We start from the raw sequence: 14,388 nt of genomic DNA, 5'->3' as shown, positions 1-14,388 counted from the left end.
TGGTGCAGGATCAAGGCATGCGAATTCTGGTCATCGGCGGCACATGGTTCCTGGGGAAGTGCATCGCGGAAGGAGCGCTCGCGCGGGGCTGGTCCGTAACTACCTTCAACCGGGGTCGCTCCGGCCGCGACGTCGACGGCGTCGAGCCCGTCCACGGCGACCGCACCGCACCCGAGGATCTGGAACGCCTGGCTCGGTCGGGGCCCTGGGACGCGGTGATCGACACGTCCAGTTCGGATTTCGCGCCCCGGGACGTCCTCTTGGCGACCACCGTCCTCCGCGAAGCGGCCCGGAGGTGGGTCCACATCTCGACCGTCTCCGTCTATCAGGGGTGGCCGCACGAGCGGCTGACGGACGAGTCGGCCCTGCTGGAATGCCCGGCAGACGCGGACGAGACAGTCGGATACACCGGTCCCGATGGGAGCCCGACTCACTACGGCTTCCAGAAGGCCGGCGGGGAGCGCGCCGTGACGGACGTCTTCGGCGACACGGCCGTGCTGCTGCGGCCGGGGGTCATCCTGGGGCCCGGCGAGTACGTCGGTCGGCTTCCCTGGTGGTTGCGTCGAGCCGAGCGCGGAGGCAGGATCCTCGCGCCGGCGCCGGCCGAACAGCGCATCCAGCCCGTGGATGTCCGCGACGTCGCGGAGTTCGCCCTGGACCAGGCGGCGAGCGAGACAAGCGGCGGGTACAACGTCACCCACCCGCAGGGGATGACCTTCGCGGACTTCCTCAGGGAGTGCCTGTCGGTCACGGGCGGCGCGGGGAAGCCGGTGTGGGTGGAACCCGCCGTCCTGACCGAGCACGGGGTCAAACAGTGGACTGAGCTGCCGCTGTGGCGCACACACGCCGGCGTGTGGGCTGTCGACTCCAGCCGGGCAGCGGCGGCAGGGCTGAGGTGCCGGCCACTCGCCGAGACCATCAGGGACACCTGGGCCTGGCTCGCGGCCGACGGTCGTCCCGTGGATCACCCGAGGTGGGCAGCCCACGGGATCGGGCCAGAGAAGGAGGAGAAGATCCTCGCTTCTCTGGGGTGAGTCAGGCTTCCAGCTGCAGCAGCGCGGGTCCGGTGAGCTGATGTGTGGTCGCGGTGCGGGTGAAGTCCTCGACGCGATCACGCAGTTCTCGGGGGAGCATTGCGCCGCGGAACGCCGGTCGCGTCAGGTAGTGCTGGATCTGGCCCGCACGGACGAGTACGCCGGTAACGCGCTGGTCGGCCGGGATGGCCCACACAGGTGTCAGCGCCTCGCGGGCGGCTTCGACGTCGTTATCGAGCAGCCGCGCCATGGCCAGGTCGGCGGAGGCGCTGCCCAGGACGTGGGCGGAGCGCGCTTCTTCCGGCCGTTGCTCGATGAGGGCGAGGGCCTTCCGTGCTGCCTGCTCGGCATGCTCTGCATCGTGGATCAGCAGGGCGGTGGAGCTGCTGGACATGGCGAGGCGTTCCGTGCTGAAGCCGAACTCGCCGCCGATGTCGTCGTGCAGGCTGTCGCGGGTGTCGCTGTCGACGTCCTCGGACAGCCTCAGCGCACGGAGGGCGGATTCGACGTCTCCGAGGTAGCCGTGTGCGCGGGCCTCGATGGCAAGGAGACGTTGGCGCGCCACGTCGCCGAGGCCTCCGTACGCCTGGGCGCGACGGGCCTTGGCCACGGCCTCGGCGGGCATCCCGGTGAAGTACGCGATGTAGGCGAGGATGCCGTCGCAGTAGGCCCGCAGGGGTTCGAAGCGCGCGGTTTCCCCGTAGAGGTCGGCGGAGCGGGCCAGGCGGCGGGCGCTGTCGAACGCCCCGAGGTTGAAGGCGCTCGCGGCCAGCAGGGCGGTGACCTGTCCCAGGAGTTCCAACAGACGCTGCTGCTGTGCCGGTACCTGGGTACGGTCACGCTGGTCTTGGAGCTGTTGCTGGAGCGTCTTGCCGCGCTGGAAGGCTTGAATCGGTGCGATGGACGCGTACTCACGAGCGAGCGTCGTCACGTCGTCGGCGAGTTGGTCGAGGCTGGTGTCGGAGATGGAGGCGGCGGCGGCTGCGCTGGCATCATCTTGAGCGTCGCGTGCGGTCATATCGATTTCGTGCTCCAGGTCGAACGCGGGTGCCTGGGGATCGAGTTGCGTTGGCGGCGCAAACAGGTCTGGAACTCGGCGGCCGAACATGCTCTCCAGAACACGACGGGTGTCCGGAGACAGCGAGGCCGGGTTAACGCCGCCGGCCCTCCAGCGTTTGGCCGTCCGTTCGCTACAGGTCGGGTTGTTGCCGCCCTTACCGATGACCTCGTCGGCCGTCTTCGCGAACTGCTCAACCATCTGCGGAACGTCCATGTCCAGCTGGTTGCACAGATGCTTCAGCAGGGTCGGAGGTTCTTCACTCACGTTGCCCCCATCGGTTGAGCGGCGGTCAGTCACCGGACCGGCGGCACGTCGATCCCTTCGCACGAAGGGGATACCGCGGTTCGCCTCCAGTGCAACACATCTGAAGTAGACGGCACTTGGCTGGCCCTCAGATGGCCCCTGTCACTCAAAGGGGCCACCTAGTCGGCACTCCGCCGACATGGTGCTGGCACCCCATACAGGTTCAGGCTGATCAACACCCTCGCTGAGAGTGCACGTTCAAGCACAATCTGACTGGGAGTCCCCCGTGAAACCGCCCCCGCAGTACCCCCGTATCTCTGCCGCGCCGCGGCGCCCCGGCGCGCTCCTGCTCCCGCAGGAGCTGACCAGCCGACTTGCCTCCCTGGCTGAGGAAGCATCGGCAGTGAAAGGGGGCGTGCGGTGACTGCGAGCAGAGCCTTAACGCCAACACTCAGCGGGGAGGCCCGTGTTCGCCGGGCACAGGCAGAGCAATGGATGCTTGGAGCCACTGCGTCGAAGCTCCACGCCGGTACGGAGTGGACGAGTTATGGGGTGGCCGTGCTGACCGCTGGCCTGGTGTGGGACGTCGTACGCGCGCCCTACACCGTCCTCGATCGCAGGTTCGACCGCGACACCGACCCGGAGGAACTGCGCCGCGAGGTCAAGGCCCTGGAGGTCGGGGCGGTGTTCTGCGACCCATACCGGCCCGTCCTGTACTTCCTGGTGCCGCCGGGAACGGACCGGTACTGGCCGCAGGAGGTCGGCCCGGCTGGCGTGGGGTGCCTGGGCGGGACCCTGCCGTATGTCCACCATGTCGGTGTACCGCGTCTGGACCTCATCTCGCCGCCCGGGCTCTTCTGGGCGGTGCCGCCCGACTATGGCGGCCGTGTGCTCGCTGACCCGAAGCACCTGTACCGGGTGCTGCACGAGCGCTCGTCCGAGCCGCCGAAGCAGGGCGAGGCGCCGGGCCCGTCGCAGGTGATCGCATGAGTGCGCCCGCTGCACTCGTGCCGATGCACGGCACGGCCAGGAGGCCCCGGTGACGACGTCAGCGCCGCCGCGGTGGAACCTCCCAGCCGAGACGTGCTCGCCACCGCTGGGCCCGGCAGACCTGGATGACTTCCTGAAGAGGCTCCGCGACTGGGAGCCGTTCGATAGCGGCGTCGTGCTCGACGACGTGGGCGATGCGCTCGACGACGTTGCACCAGACGCGGTTGCACTGGACGCGCTCGCTCGGCGCCTGCGAAGGCACCTTGAGCGGCTGGTGGCCATCGCCGTCGCGAACGAGGCAGAGGAACGGGACGAGGCCACCGCCGGCCTCGTCGGCCGCGCCCGTCCGCTGGCCGCCGAGGCGCTGCCGGACGACCAGGCGCGGGCCCTGGTCCAGCTGCGGCAGATGGGCTGGACGACACACGAGCTACTGGAACGTCTCATCGAAACGAAGTGCCTGAGGGAGGCAGTGTGAACCGGCGCCCGGCGGCGCTGACCGCCTCACGGCCCCAAGAGCCTGTCCCGGAAGGGGCGCTGCTCGTCCGCCGTGCTGTTGAACTTCCTGGAGGTCCGAGCGCTGTCCTCAGTGCCCGTGTGTGGACCCGTACCACTGTCACCGTCCTGTGCTGGGGCGGGGACACCCTGCGGGCGGTCGAGGTCGTCAGCCGCCTCGTCGACAACGGCCACCGCCACGGCGTGCCGCCCGGAACCCCCCAGGACAAGCGGCGGCTCCTGCTGTCCATCGCGCTCATGGACACGGGCGCCCTCGTCATCGAGGTCGCCGACCTCGACCCCAGTTTCCTGGACTTCGACGCCGCCGTACGAGGAGAGCGAGGCCGCGGCCTCTGGCATGTCTTTCGTATGGGCGCCGTCGTCACCCGGCACATCCCCGAGTACGGCGACGGGAAGACCGTGCGAGCCGTACTCACCCCCTGACCAGCGAACACCGAGAAGGAGAGGACCACCTTGACCACTGCGACTCCCACGCTGGTGAAGCAGCAGACGGACCTGGTCCGTCAGATCAACCAGGTGTTGGACCAGCACCCGCTTCGGCACGCCTTCCGGCTCGTGTACGCGCCCCAGGGTCTGGACCTGGCTGCGGACGAGGTACTCGTCCAGGACGTCGACGTCGAGCGTCGCATCGTGGAACTGCGTCCGAAGCGCCTGTCCGAGCTCGACGGCGGGGACGTTGTCCACGAGTCCCAGGTCGTTGACCCCGGGGACACCGCTCTCCACACGCACGCGCTGGAAGCGCGCGGCAGGAGTTGCCTGATGACCATCGGCCCCGACTTGCACTTGTACCGGTGAGTCCTACTGGCGGAGAGCCGCCGCACCTGGTGGCTGCCGAGTTCCTTGCGCAGCTTTCCTCGTTCGCGCTGCCTGGGATCAGGCTTGCTCCCGGTCAACTGTCTCCCGTACCAGGCGCGTTCGAGCCCGCGTGGATCGAGGGTTTGCCCCTGCCTGTGGCGGACGCGAGGCCGTCGACCCAGAGCGTTGCCCTGGCCGACGGCGCGACCTTCGATCGCGTGGTCAGCGAGTTCGATCGCGTCCGTGAGCATCGGGACCAGCCGAGGACGCAGGTGTACGAGAGCATCCACGTGCGGTCCGGCGGCTGGCCCAGCCTGGTGACGCTTCATCTGGCCGGCCTGCTGCGGCGCGAGGTGGTCTGCACGCTGTACCAGTCGTACGCCAACGACAGGACACTCGGCGCGCACCGTGACGACTGGTTTGGCGTGATCGTGCAGATGCGCGGTACGAAACGGTGGCGGATCTGGCAGTCCCCTTCCCCGCAGAGTTCGCCCGACGAGATCGTCATGCGGGCTGGCGACGTGCTGCTTCTCCCGAAGCACATGAAGCACGAGGTCGACACGCCTACCGACCCGGGCCACTCGCTCCACCTGGTCTTCGCCGTCATGGATGAATCGCTCGACGCCCAGTCCAGGGAGCGCGCGATGTCCACCTAGCTTCTGCCCGGTGGCCCGCCGGCCGCCTTGCCCGGGTCATCGGGCAGAGCACTACCCCCCGACGTGAACACTCTGCTCGCGCCGGGGCCTCAACGCCCGGCGTGGGAAACGACTTCCCGTTCCCCCACGGCAGGTTCCTTCCCGCGCCGGGTCCCCGCACTGGGCCTCCGCCATCGGAGGCCGGCTTCTTGCGGTCTGGCAGCGACCAGACGGCGAGTGCACTGTTAGATCGCCGAGAGACGAGGAGACTCATGACGGCCACAACGTCAACCAGGCTGGCTCCGTGGGGAGTTACCCGCATGCGGCCCTTCCCCGCAGTTGCCGTCTTGCCCGCGGTCAACCCCGTGCTCAACCCGGACACACAAGTCCCCGACTGGGTCGACCCGGACGGCAAGGTCACGCCGAAGATGGACAAGCACAAGAAGTCGGAGACGTCGAAGGAGACGACGACGAAGACGAGCCTCGACGGTAACCCGGACCAGGGCAGCGACCAGCAGGGAGACAGCGACTGATGGCCGCGGGTGGGCCGCCTGTCCTCGTCGTCACACGCCTGGACGACGCGACGGCCGACGAAGTGATCACAGAACTGAACCGGCGCCGCGTGCCAGTGGTCCGACTGGACCCCGGCGACTTCCCCTCCGAGGTGACCCTGTCCGGCACCTTCGACAGCATCGGGCCCGGCGGCACCCTGGCCACCGCGACCCGAACCCTCGACCTGGGGAACATCCGCTCGGTGTACTGGCGGCGGCCCACCCCCTACAGTGCCGACCTGGCCATGGACGAACAGACCGCCCGCTGGACGGTTGAAGAGGCCCGCTACGGGCTCGGCGGCGTCCTCGCCGCCCTGCCCGGCGCCCACTACATCAACCACCCATGGCGCAACCGGGATGCCGAGTACAAGCCGGCCCAGCTCGCCGCAGCAGCCCGATTCGGCTTCACCGTCCCCCCGACCCTGATCACCAACGACCCCGACCGTGCCCGGGAGTTCATCGCCGAGAACGGGCCGGTGATTTACAAGCCGCTCCGAGAGACCGACTACGCCGACGACGCCGGCCGCGCCCTGACCGTGTGGATCGACGACGTCGCCCCCGACCAGATCGACGACCGCCTCCGCTGCACGGCGCACCTCTTCCAGCAGCGCGTCAGCAAGGTCGCCGACATCCGCCTCACCGCGGTCGGCGACCACCTGACCGCCGTGCGCATCGACGGCTCACCCGGGATCGACTGGCGCCGGCACTACGACTCCCTCACCTACACTCCCGTCGTCGTACCGGACGAGGTCGCCAAGGGTGTACGCGCCTACCTCGATTCCTTCGGCCTGGTCTTCGGCGCGTTCGACTTCGGCCTCGACCATCACGGCCGGTGGCACTGGTATGAGTGCAACCCGAACGGCCAATGGGCGTGGTTCCCCGACCACATCACCGTCCCGATCGCCGCCGCGCTCGCCGACCACCTCCAGCACCCCGAAGGGACCTCATGACCGCCGCCCCGGAACTGCGCCGCGCGCTCGCCGACGCCATCCACACCGACGACCCTGCATGGCGCCGAGCACTGGAAACCGTCCCCCGCGAACTCTTCCTCGGCGACGCTCTGTTCCGCCCCGCCGGTACGCAGTGGGAACCCGTCCACCGCGACCAGGCTGGCGCCGATGAGTGGTTGCACATGGTCTACCAGGATCAGACGTGGGTCACGCAGCTCGACGGCCTGGCCGCCGCGGAGGCACCCGGGCCGATGGCCGGCCGCCCCACCTCGTCCAGCACCCTGCCCTCCCTCATCGTGCGCATGCTCGATCTCGCGGGCATCCGCGACGGGGACAAGGTGCTGGAGATCGGCACCGGCACCGGCTACTCCACCGCCATCCTGTGTCATCGCCTCGGCGATGAGCAGGTGGTGTCGGTCGAGTACGACCCGGAGCTTGCCGCCGCGGCGGCCGAACACATCCACGCCGCCGGCTACCACCCCACCCTGATCACCGGGGACGGCCTCGCCGGGTACAAGGACGCCGCCGAGTACGACGCGATCGTTGCCACCTGCGCCGTCCGCCACGTTCCGCCGGCCTGGCTCTACCAGGTACGCGACGGCGGAACCATCACCACCACCATCAGTGGATGGATGCTTGCCTCGGGCCTCATCCGCCTCACGGTGCAGGCCGACGGCTCGGCCACCGGCTGGTTCGCCGGGGACCGCATCGGCTACATGCTCGCGCGTCCCCACGAGCGTCCGCCTCGGCCTACCTTCTACCCGCACCCGGGCCAGACTCGTCCCACCCGCGTGGACCCTGGCCTCCTGGAAGACTGGACCGGCCAGTTCGTCGCCCAGCTCGCGGCACCGTCGGCCGAGCTGATGACCACCAGTGACGGTGTGATCCTCGTCGACGTCGCCACCGGTTCACAGGCCTGGACTGAGCCTGCTGGAGACGGATGGCAGGTCCACCAGCACGGCCCCCTGCACCTGTGGGACGCCGTGGAGGACGCCCTCACCACCTGGCAGGATGCTGGGGCACCCCCGCAGTCCGACTTCGGCATGACCGTGGACGCCGACGGGACCCAGCGTGTCTGGCTCGGGGCACTCGACGGACCCGCCTGGAACCTGCCAGTGTGATCTGAAGCAGGCAGGAAGGCGAGACGATGACGGACCCGGAGGACGAGCCGCTGGCCGACTGGGCGGCCCGTCGCGAGCGGGACCGAGCCGAACAGCGCCAGAAGCTCGGCAAGCGCCGGGTCGTCCCGCTCTCCGAAGGCGCCCGCGCCTCCCACATCGCGCCGGACGCTCCCCGCCTGCTCCTGGAGTGGAACGGCACAGGGTGGACGACCTGCGGCGTCGCAGCGAACGCCGACGCCGCACGGGAATTCCTCGGTCACGTCCCCGAGCCCGAGGCCGGCCACGACGCCCCGCCATCCTGGCCTGGTCTGGGACCGGGGCGGGGACGGCACCGCAAGCCCTGACCCAGTTCCACCAGGGCCCGTCCGGCGCCACCGCCGGGCCGGGACCATATGCGGCCCCGCCCGCGCGCTACCCCCCCGAGGCGCGTGGGCGGGGCCTCCGGCCCCCTCCCGCGAAACCGGGGGTTCCGTTTGCCGCGAGATTTTCCTATACTCACTCCGCGCGGGTCATCACCTCACTTCGAGGTGGGGCCCTTTTTTCATGCCCGGTTGCCGTTGCCCTGGACGCGGCGCAGCCGCCACGCGCGTCGGCCGGCCACTACCTGCACTGGTCCTACGGACGTCCACCACCTATCGACCTGGGTTGTGGACCGGGTTATAGACATTGGGCTTCACCCATGACGCCACCCTGGCTTCACCCATGACGCCAGGGGTGGCTGTACCGGTGAAGCTAGAGTGCGAGTAGTGCACGCGGGCAATACCTAGTGGTACGGTGTGGTCCTGCCCGGGACGGCCCCGGCGCCACGCGTACGTATTTGCGCGTGCACTACTCGGAAGGAAGACTGGCGTGCCCAGACACTCGACGCGCCCGCCCAGTCGTAAGGGGGTGGCGCGCCCACCGAGAGGACCGCGCGTGCCTTCCAAGAAGACGATCGAGGACGCCATCGGCGCCCTGCGCGATGGCACCGGCCCCCGGCCCGACCTCGCCGACGCCGTCCAGGAACTCGCCGACCAGCGGTACAAGGAGTGGAGCGGCACCGGCACGACCGTCCCCTTCAAGGCGGACATCGACCTGCTTGCCCGCGTCGGCGAGGGCCGGTTGGAGAAGGTCGTCGCCGACGGCTGTGCCCGGTTCCTCGTCGGTGAGCTGGAGCCGGTACGCACCGTGCGCGGCGCGGCCGGCGCGAAGCGGCCCACCTCCGTACGCGTAGACAACGACCTACTCGCGCGGGTGACCGCCCGCTGCGACGAACTCTCCGAACGGCTGGGCTGGAAGGTCCGGCCCGTGAACGTCTTCGTCGCAGCGTTCGAGGCGGCCCCGCCCGCGACCGAGTAGAGCGTCAGCCGAGGGCGCCGGCCGGAGCCGACACCGACCACGCCCCCGCACACCACGGTCCCAAGGAGAACAACCCCAGATGGCAGGCCAGCAGGCCGCCGGCAACGCCGGTGGCTCCCCTCAGCACACCCCGAAGCCCGACCTCTTCTTCGAGGACGCGGACCGCCCCGCGACCAACGCCCTCATCGCCCTGACCGGGCCGGCCAGCTCCGGCAAGACCCAGTCCGCCCTCGCCATGGCCACCGGCATGGGTACCAAGATCGGCGTCTGCGACACCGAGCGCGGCCGCGCGTCCCACTACGCCCGGCTCTTCCCCTTCAAGCACCTGCGGATGCCCGACTACGCCCCGCAGACCCTCATCAAGGCCCTGGCGCAGGGTGCCGCGCAGGGTATCGACGTGATGGTCATCGACTCGGGCTCGCCCTACTGGTCCGGGAAGGCCGGCGTCCTCGACCAGGTCGACAACAAGACCGAGGCGTCCCGCTCGAAGAACGCGTTCACGTCCGGCTGGAAGAGCATCAAGCCCGTAGAACACGACATGTGGGAAGCGATCATGGCCTACCCGGGCCACGTCATCATGACCCTGCGGGTGAAGACCGCGTACGAGCTGGTGGACAACAACGGCAAGAAGGAGCCGACAAAGATCGGCCTGAAGCCCGACCAGCGCGGCGACGTGGAGTACGAGTTCGACATCGTCGGCGACATGGACATGGGCCACTCCATGACCGTGTCCAAGTGCAGCTTCCCCGGTCTGTGGGAGCCCGGGCAGCGCATCGAACTGCCCAACACCCAGCACGGCGCCGACATCGTGAAGTGGCTGAGCGAGGGCACGCGCCTGACCACCATCCGCGAGTACGTCGACCGGGTCATGGACCCGGCCTTCACGTACCAGCAGCTGCGCAATCTCTACCAGGGCGAGCTGTCCCAGCGCGGTCTCCTCGGGGCCGCCATGTTCGACCCGGAGACCAACGAACAGACCACCCTCGGCAACTTGGTCATCCGCCTGGGTGTGGCCCGGAACCCGGCGCCCGAGGGTGCGGCGACGACCAGGGCCGCGGCGGCGGCCGACCAGACGGAGATGAGAAAGGCAGGGTAAGTGACTGCGCCAGGGGATGAATCCCGCTGGCCGTCGATGTGGGGAGCCGAACAGGAACCTGTTCGGCTCCCTTCGCTTTCTGTGACGGCCCTACCTGAAGAAGAAGAGTGGCGGCACGAGGCCGCGTGCCGGCAGGAGGACCCGGAGCTGTTCTTCCCGGTCGGCACCAGTGTGGATGCCCTCGTGCAGACCCGGCAGGCCAAGGCCGTCTGTGCCGGCTGCTCGGAGCGCCTTGCCTGCCTGGCCTTCGCCCTCGACACCGACCAGAGGTACGGGGTGTGGGGCGGCCTGTCCGAGGACGAGCGCCGCGCGATGAAGCGCCGGTCCAACAAGCTCAAGGGGATGACGTGAGGCGACTGACCGAACCGGAGCAGGAGGCGGCCGCCGTCCGCGACACCACCCTGGAAAGCCTGCTCGCCTCGACGTGGCCGTGGAACGTCGACCGGGTCAAGGACGTCATCTGCGCCGTCGCCCGCGAGCAGGGCGAGGTATCCGCCAACGACATCCGGCTCCTCCTGGAGGACCGCCTCCACTGGCTGATCGGCCCCGCCTTCAACAGCCTCACCCACCAACGCGGCCTCCTGGCCAACACCGGCCGGCGCGTGCCCTCCACCAGTGCCGCCACCAAGGGCCACGGCGTCTCGGTGTACAGGTGGGCGGCGTCCACCGACGAAGCGGCATGACCGCCACCATCGCCGCGGTGCTCACCCTCGCCTGGTGCACCGCCGTGGGCCTGGTCCTGGCCGGCCGCCAGGACCGCCGTGACGAGCAGCGAACCCGGATGGCCCGCGCCCGCGCCATGCCGGCCGACCACCTCGGCGACGAGCACGCGGTCCAGATCGCCGAACAGATCGTCTACGCCGCCTGGCAGAAGAGTCCCTGAACCGAAGGAGCCCGAACAGTGAGTCAGGGCAGAGGCCGACGCCCGAAGATCGAGCAGAATCGTTACCCCGAACTCCTGACCCTGCTGCGGTCCGGGCTGTCCATGCCCGCCACCGCCGCCCACCTCGGCGTCGCCCGGGCCACCCTCTACAACCTCGCCGAACGCGACCAGGAGATCGGCGATGCCATGCAGCGCGCCCGCGCACAGGCCCACCGAGACAAGCAGGCCAGACACGAGCCCTCCGAGTCCTGCTACGTCAACAACCGCTGTCGCGCCCCCGAGTGCACCACCGCGGCGACGGAGGCCAGGGCACGCCGACGCGCCCGCCTTCAGCCGGTAGAGGCGCCTCCCGCCCTGGCCCGTACGAACGTCTACGCCCTGCTCGCGGACGACACCCCACCACTGGCCGACAGCGCCTGAACGGAGAGACCCCGTGGTGAAGTCAGCCCACCGGCCGCCCCAGTGCGATGGGGCGGCCGTCGTCTTGTTCGAGGCCATGTCGGGCATCTCCGAGGCCGCCTACGGCGTCCGCTGGGCGCCGGGCACCGAGTACGGGGTGTGGACGCTGCTGAGCGTGCCCCGCGTCCGATGGGGCCGCGTCCGCGCCGACCATGCCGACGTCGCCCCGGCCTTGACCCTCATCAGAGCCCTGGTGTTGCAGGCCGGCCAGTGGATCGTCTGGCCGACCGGGGAGCGCGCCCCGATGGTCATGTCCCTCAACAACTGGCGGGCGCGCTACGCCTCCGCCGCGCCGGCCGGGAGGCGGCTCGCGTGAACACCCCCGACACCGTCGCGGACTTCCCCGTGTGCCAGTGCTGTCCGCGCCGGCTGCTCCCCCTGGAGGTCAAGCACGGCCGCCTGGTGTGCCGCCCGTGCGAGGCACGCCTGGAAAGCGAACTCGACGAGGTCGCCGAGCTGTGGCAGCGACTGCCCGCCTTGCTGAAGCCAGGCACGCCCGGCAAGGACAACGCCGACGCCCCCCGCGTGCCCGGCCCGACCGGCTCGGCCGCCCCCTGCAACCTCGCCGTCCTCTCCCTCCTCGGCGGCGGCGCCACCGACCCCCTGCTGGCCGAGGAGGACGCCTGGCGCCGCGAGTTGCGCAAGACCCGGCACTGCCCGCTTACCCCCCGCCGCGGCGGCCAGGACGCCACGCTGAAGGGCGTTCTCGGCTGGCTGCGGGTCAACCTGCACTGGGCCTGCCACGCCTACCCCGACGTCGACGACCTCGACCGCTCCCTGCGCCGGCTGCTCGGCGAGATGCGCGGCCTCGTCTCCGGGGACCAGCGCCGGCGCGAGGAGTTGGAGCCCGGCTGTCCGATGCCGGCGCGCGGCCACACCGACGGCTCCGAGGCACCGAAGTGCGGCGGCGGCCTGTCGTACGACCCGCGCAAGACGGTCATCCGCTGCGACACCTGCCACCGCGCCTACGGGCCCACCGAGTGGGACCAGCTGGGCGCCGCGGCCGGCCTCATCACCTTGCCGTTCACCCTGCCCGCCGCATGAAGGAGAGACCACCACCGTGATCCGCACGACCCCGCAGCCCGGCGACATCGGGCTGACCAGCATCCCCGGCCCGGTCGGCAAGGGCATCGAGATCGGGCAGTGGCTCAACGGGGACGGCTTCGCCCCCTGGGAGCACGCGTTCCTGGTGCTGCCCGGCAACCAGCTCATCGAGGCCATGCCGGGCGGCGCCGAGGTCAACCAGCTGTCCGAGTACGACGACCGGCCCGTGCTGTACGTATCCCCGGCCGGCCTCACGCCAGCACAGCGCAAGGCCATCTGCGACTGCGCCCTCAAGTACCGCGACGTGCCGTACTCCTTCGCGGACTACGCGGCCCTCGCCGCGCACCGCTTCCACGTACCGGTGCCCGGCCTGCGGTCGTTTATCGAGTCGAGCAGGCATCAAATCTGCAGCCAGCTAGTCGACAGAGCCTACCTAGACGCGGGGATTCACCTCTTCGAGGACGGGCGTTGGCCGGGGTACGTCACGCCGATGGCGCTGTACGACCTGCTCGCGGACGAAGCCGCCTAACGCGCTTTACAACGTCCTCCCAGGTGGTTGACCATCACGGTCGTTGCTGAAGACGAGGAGGGGGCAGTGCCGCGCGGTAGACGATGCCAGGTCCATAACGAGTGGGATGAGAAGGGGAGTTGCATCCCCTGTGCCCGCGCTCGGTACGAGCGGTACCAGGCCAAGAAGAACGCTGAGAAGCCGCAGTCCTGGCCGTGCATCCAGTGTTGGGGTCCGATACCTCGGGTCCCTCGGGGGAACCCCCGTAAGGCCATCTGTAGCACCTGCGCCCCGGACGAGAGGTTCCGGGGTTTCGTGCGCAGATACGGCGTCGACAAGCAGATGTTCGAAGCCATGTACTTTGACCAGGACGGCAAGTGCGCCATAGAGAACTGCCGACGCGAGGCCGCGTGCATCGACCACGACCACGCCACCGGCAAGGTGCGCGGTCTCCTGTGCCAGGGATGCAACGTGGCCATCGGCTTCGTGGAGTGGCAGGGCTGGGTGGCCGGCGCCCGCGCCTACCTTGTCGACACCCTTCCCGCAGACCGCACGGGAGCGGCCCATGCGTGAGAGCTGCTGCACGAAGCACACGGAGCGGTACCCGAACGGCCAGTGCAAGCCGTGCAGGGTGGAGGCCAGCCGCAGGTACATCGCGAAGAAGAGGGCCGAGCGGGGCGACGCGTACCCATGCAAGCAGTGCTGGGGGCCGATCCCCATAGCCCCCAAGGGCGGGAACCCGAAGCGCGTCTGCGACGTGTGCGCTCCCGACGACCGCTACCGCATGCTGGTGCAGCGGTACGGCGTCGACAAGGCGATGTTCGAGGCCATGTACTTCGAACAGGACGGTAAGTGCGCCATCCCAATCTGCACGCGCGAGGCCGTCAGCGTCGACCACGATCACGAGACTGGCAGGGTCCGCGGGCTGGTCTGCCAGGGCTGCAACATCGCGCTCGGCTTCCTTGAGTCCGCGAGCTGGGTAGCTGACGCCCGAACCTACCTGGCCGATGCCGACACCCCGCTGCCACCAGGGTTCTAGCTCTCCTCCACGTATCGCACTGGCCGTCACCTCGATAGGAGGTGACGGCCAGCTGCGTTTCACCCCGCCGCGAGCCGCCAGGCCGGCCGCAGCAAGCACTCCGCCGGGGGGCGGCGGTCAACCGACCAA

22 protein-coding genes are annotated in these 14,388 nt (G+C 69.6%); 21 read left to right on the top strand and 1 reads right to left on the bottom strand.

The features are described from left to right. Positions 1-17: 17 nt before the first annotated feature. The gene (locus EDD90_RS13680; protein WP_123973278.1) at positions 18-1,034 is read left to right on the top strand and encodes an NAD-dependent epimerase/dehydratase family protein; all 1,017 of its coding nucleotides are present in this window, start codon (positions 18-20) and stop codon (positions 1,032-1,034) included. Position 1,035: 1 nt separating this feature from the next. On the opposite strand, the gene EDD90_RS13675 is transcribed toward EDD90_RS13680, so the two are convergent. Beyond that, complete coding sequence (locus tag EDD90_RS13675) at positions 1,036-2,307, bottom strand: DNA-binding protein (RefSeq protein ID WP_260327845.1); 1,272 nt, start codon at positions 2,305-2,307, stop codon at positions 1,036-1,038. Between the two features lie 525 nt (positions 2,308-2,832). On the opposite strand from EDD90_RS13675, the gene EDD90_RS13670 reads away from it, so the two are divergent. The 20 genes from EDD90_RS13670 to EDD90_RS56345 all read left to right on the top strand — a co-directional run bounded on the left by EDD90_RS13670 (position 2,833) and on the right by EDD90_RS56345 (position 14,259). After that, a complete protein-coding gene (locus EDD90_RS13670; protein ID WP_123973277.1) occupies positions 2,833-3,327 on the top strand; it encodes a hypothetical protein in 495 nt (164 codons plus the stop codon). 49 nt (positions 3,328-3,376) lie between these two features. Next, positions 3,377-3,802, top strand: coding sequence for a DUF6415 family natural product biosynthesis protein (locus EDD90_RS13665; protein WP_123973276.1), 426 nt, complete (start codon positions 3,377-3,379; stop codon positions 3,800-3,802). A gap of 119 nt (positions 3,803-3,921) precedes the next feature. Beyond that, positions 3,922-4,263, top strand: coding sequence for a hypothetical protein (locus tag EDD90_RS13660; protein ID WP_123973275.1), 342 nt, complete (start codon positions 3,922-3,924; stop codon positions 4,261-4,263). Positions 4,264-4,293: 30 nt separating this feature from the next. Further along, the gene (locus EDD90_RS13655; RefSeq protein ID WP_123973274.1) at positions 4,294-4,635 is read left to right on the top strand and encodes a hypothetical protein; all 342 of its coding nucleotides are present in this window, start codon (positions 4,294-4,296) and stop codon (positions 4,633-4,635) included. Positions 4,636-4,664: 29 nt separating this feature from the next. Beyond that, positions 4,665-5,291 (top strand): JmjC domain-containing protein, encoded by a 627-nt coding sequence (locus EDD90_RS13650; RefSeq protein WP_185149072.1) that lies wholly within the window; start codon positions 4,665-4,667, stop codon positions 5,289-5,291. Positions 5,292-5,542: 251 nt separating this feature from the next. Beyond that, a complete protein-coding gene (gene tgmA, locus EDD90_RS13645) occupies positions 5,543-5,803 on the top strand; it encodes a putative ATP-grasp-modified RiPP (protein ID WP_123973272.1) in 261 nt (86 codons plus the stop codon). Continuing rightward, complete coding sequence (tgmB, locus tag EDD90_RS13640) at positions 5,803-6,771, top strand: ATP-grasp ribosomal peptide maturase (protein WP_123973271.1); 969 nt, start codon at positions 5,803-5,805, stop codon at positions 6,769-6,771. Before tgmA ends, tgmB begins: the two co-directional genes overlap by 1 nt. Further along, positions 6,768-7,892: an ATP-grasp peptide maturase system methyltransferase gene (gene tgmC / locus EDD90_RS13635; protein ID WP_123973270.1), complete on the top strand. Its 1,125-nt coding sequence runs from the start codon at positions 6,768-6,770 to the stop codon at positions 7,890-7,892. The genes tgmB and tgmC overlap by 4 nt, the downstream gene beginning before the upstream one ends. 26 nt (positions 7,893-7,918) lie before the next feature. Then, on the top strand, positions 7,919-8,236 hold the full coding sequence (locus tag EDD90_RS13630; protein WP_123973269.1) for a DUF6087 family protein: 318 nt from the start codon (positions 7,919-7,921) through the stop codon (positions 8,234-8,236). 571 nt (positions 8,237-8,807) lie between these two features. After that, entirely contained in the window at positions 8,808-9,230 is a 423-nt protein-coding gene (locus EDD90_RS13625) for a hypothetical protein (RefSeq protein WP_123973268.1), read from the top strand. A 79-nt stretch (positions 9,231-9,309) separates the two neighbouring features. After that, complete coding sequence (locus EDD90_RS13620) at positions 9,310-10,326, top strand: AAA family ATPase (RefSeq protein WP_123973267.1); 1,017 nt, start codon at positions 9,310-9,312, stop codon at positions 10,324-10,326. An 81-nt stretch (positions 10,327-10,407) separates the two neighbouring features. Then, on the top strand, positions 10,408-10,677 hold the full coding sequence (locus EDD90_RS13615) for a WhiB family transcriptional regulator (RefSeq protein WP_260327844.1): 270 nt from the start codon (positions 10,408-10,410) through the stop codon (positions 10,675-10,677). Further along, positions 10,674-11,009 carry a hypothetical protein gene (locus tag EDD90_RS13610; protein WP_123973266.1) on the top strand — a complete coding sequence of 112 codons (336 nt, stop codon included), beginning with the start codon at positions 10,674-10,676 and terminating at the stop codon, positions 11,007-11,009. The genes EDD90_RS13615 and EDD90_RS13610 overlap by 4 nt, the downstream gene beginning before the upstream one ends. Next, positions 11,006-11,209 (top strand): hypothetical protein, encoded by a 204-nt coding sequence (locus EDD90_RS13605; protein WP_123973265.1) that lies wholly within the window; start codon positions 11,006-11,008, stop codon positions 11,207-11,209. The genes EDD90_RS13610 and EDD90_RS13605 overlap by 4 nt, the downstream gene beginning before the upstream one ends. 18 nt (positions 11,210-11,227) lie before the next feature. Further along, positions 11,228-11,629 (top strand): helix-turn-helix domain-containing protein, encoded by a 402-nt coding sequence (locus tag EDD90_RS13600; protein WP_123973264.1) that lies wholly within the window; start codon positions 11,228-11,230, stop codon positions 11,627-11,629. Positions 11,630-11,642: 13 nt separating this feature from the next. Then, entirely contained in the window at positions 11,643-11,984 is a 342-nt protein-coding gene (locus tag EDD90_RS13595) for a hypothetical protein (RefSeq protein ID WP_123973263.1), read from the top strand. Continuing rightward, positions 11,981-12,712: a hypothetical protein gene (locus EDD90_RS13590; protein WP_123973262.1), complete on the top strand. Its 732-nt coding sequence runs from the start codon at positions 11,981-11,983 to the stop codon at positions 12,710-12,712. The genes EDD90_RS13595 and EDD90_RS13590 overlap by 4 nt, the downstream gene beginning before the upstream one ends. 16 nt (positions 12,713-12,728) lie before the next feature. Continuing rightward, positions 12,729-13,241 carry a hypothetical protein gene (locus EDD90_RS13585; protein ID WP_123973261.1) on the top strand — a complete coding sequence of 171 codons (513 nt, stop codon included), beginning with the start codon at positions 12,729-12,731 and terminating at the stop codon, positions 13,239-13,241. Positions 13,242-13,535: 294 nt separating this feature from the next. After that, complete coding sequence (locus EDD90_RS13580) at positions 13,536-13,793, top strand: endonuclease domain-containing protein (protein ID WP_221305103.1); 258 nt, start codon at positions 13,536-13,538, stop codon at positions 13,791-13,793. Next, positions 13,786-14,259, top strand: coding sequence for an endonuclease domain-containing protein (locus EDD90_RS56345; protein ID WP_123973260.1), 474 nt, complete (start codon positions 13,786-13,788; stop codon positions 14,257-14,259). Before EDD90_RS13580 ends, EDD90_RS56345 begins: the two co-directional genes overlap by 8 nt. The last annotated feature ends 129 nt before the right edge of the window (positions 14,260-14,388 follow it).

The sequence above is a fragment of the Streptomyces sp. Ag109_O5-1 genome, from assembly GCF_003814875.1.
Classification (GTDB): Bacteria; Actinomycetota; Actinomycetes; order Streptomycetales; family Streptomycetaceae; genus Streptomyces; species Streptomyces sasae.
The sequence above is the reverse complement of the archived record's forward strand: the minus strand, read 5'-3'. Positions and strand labels throughout refer to the sequence as shown.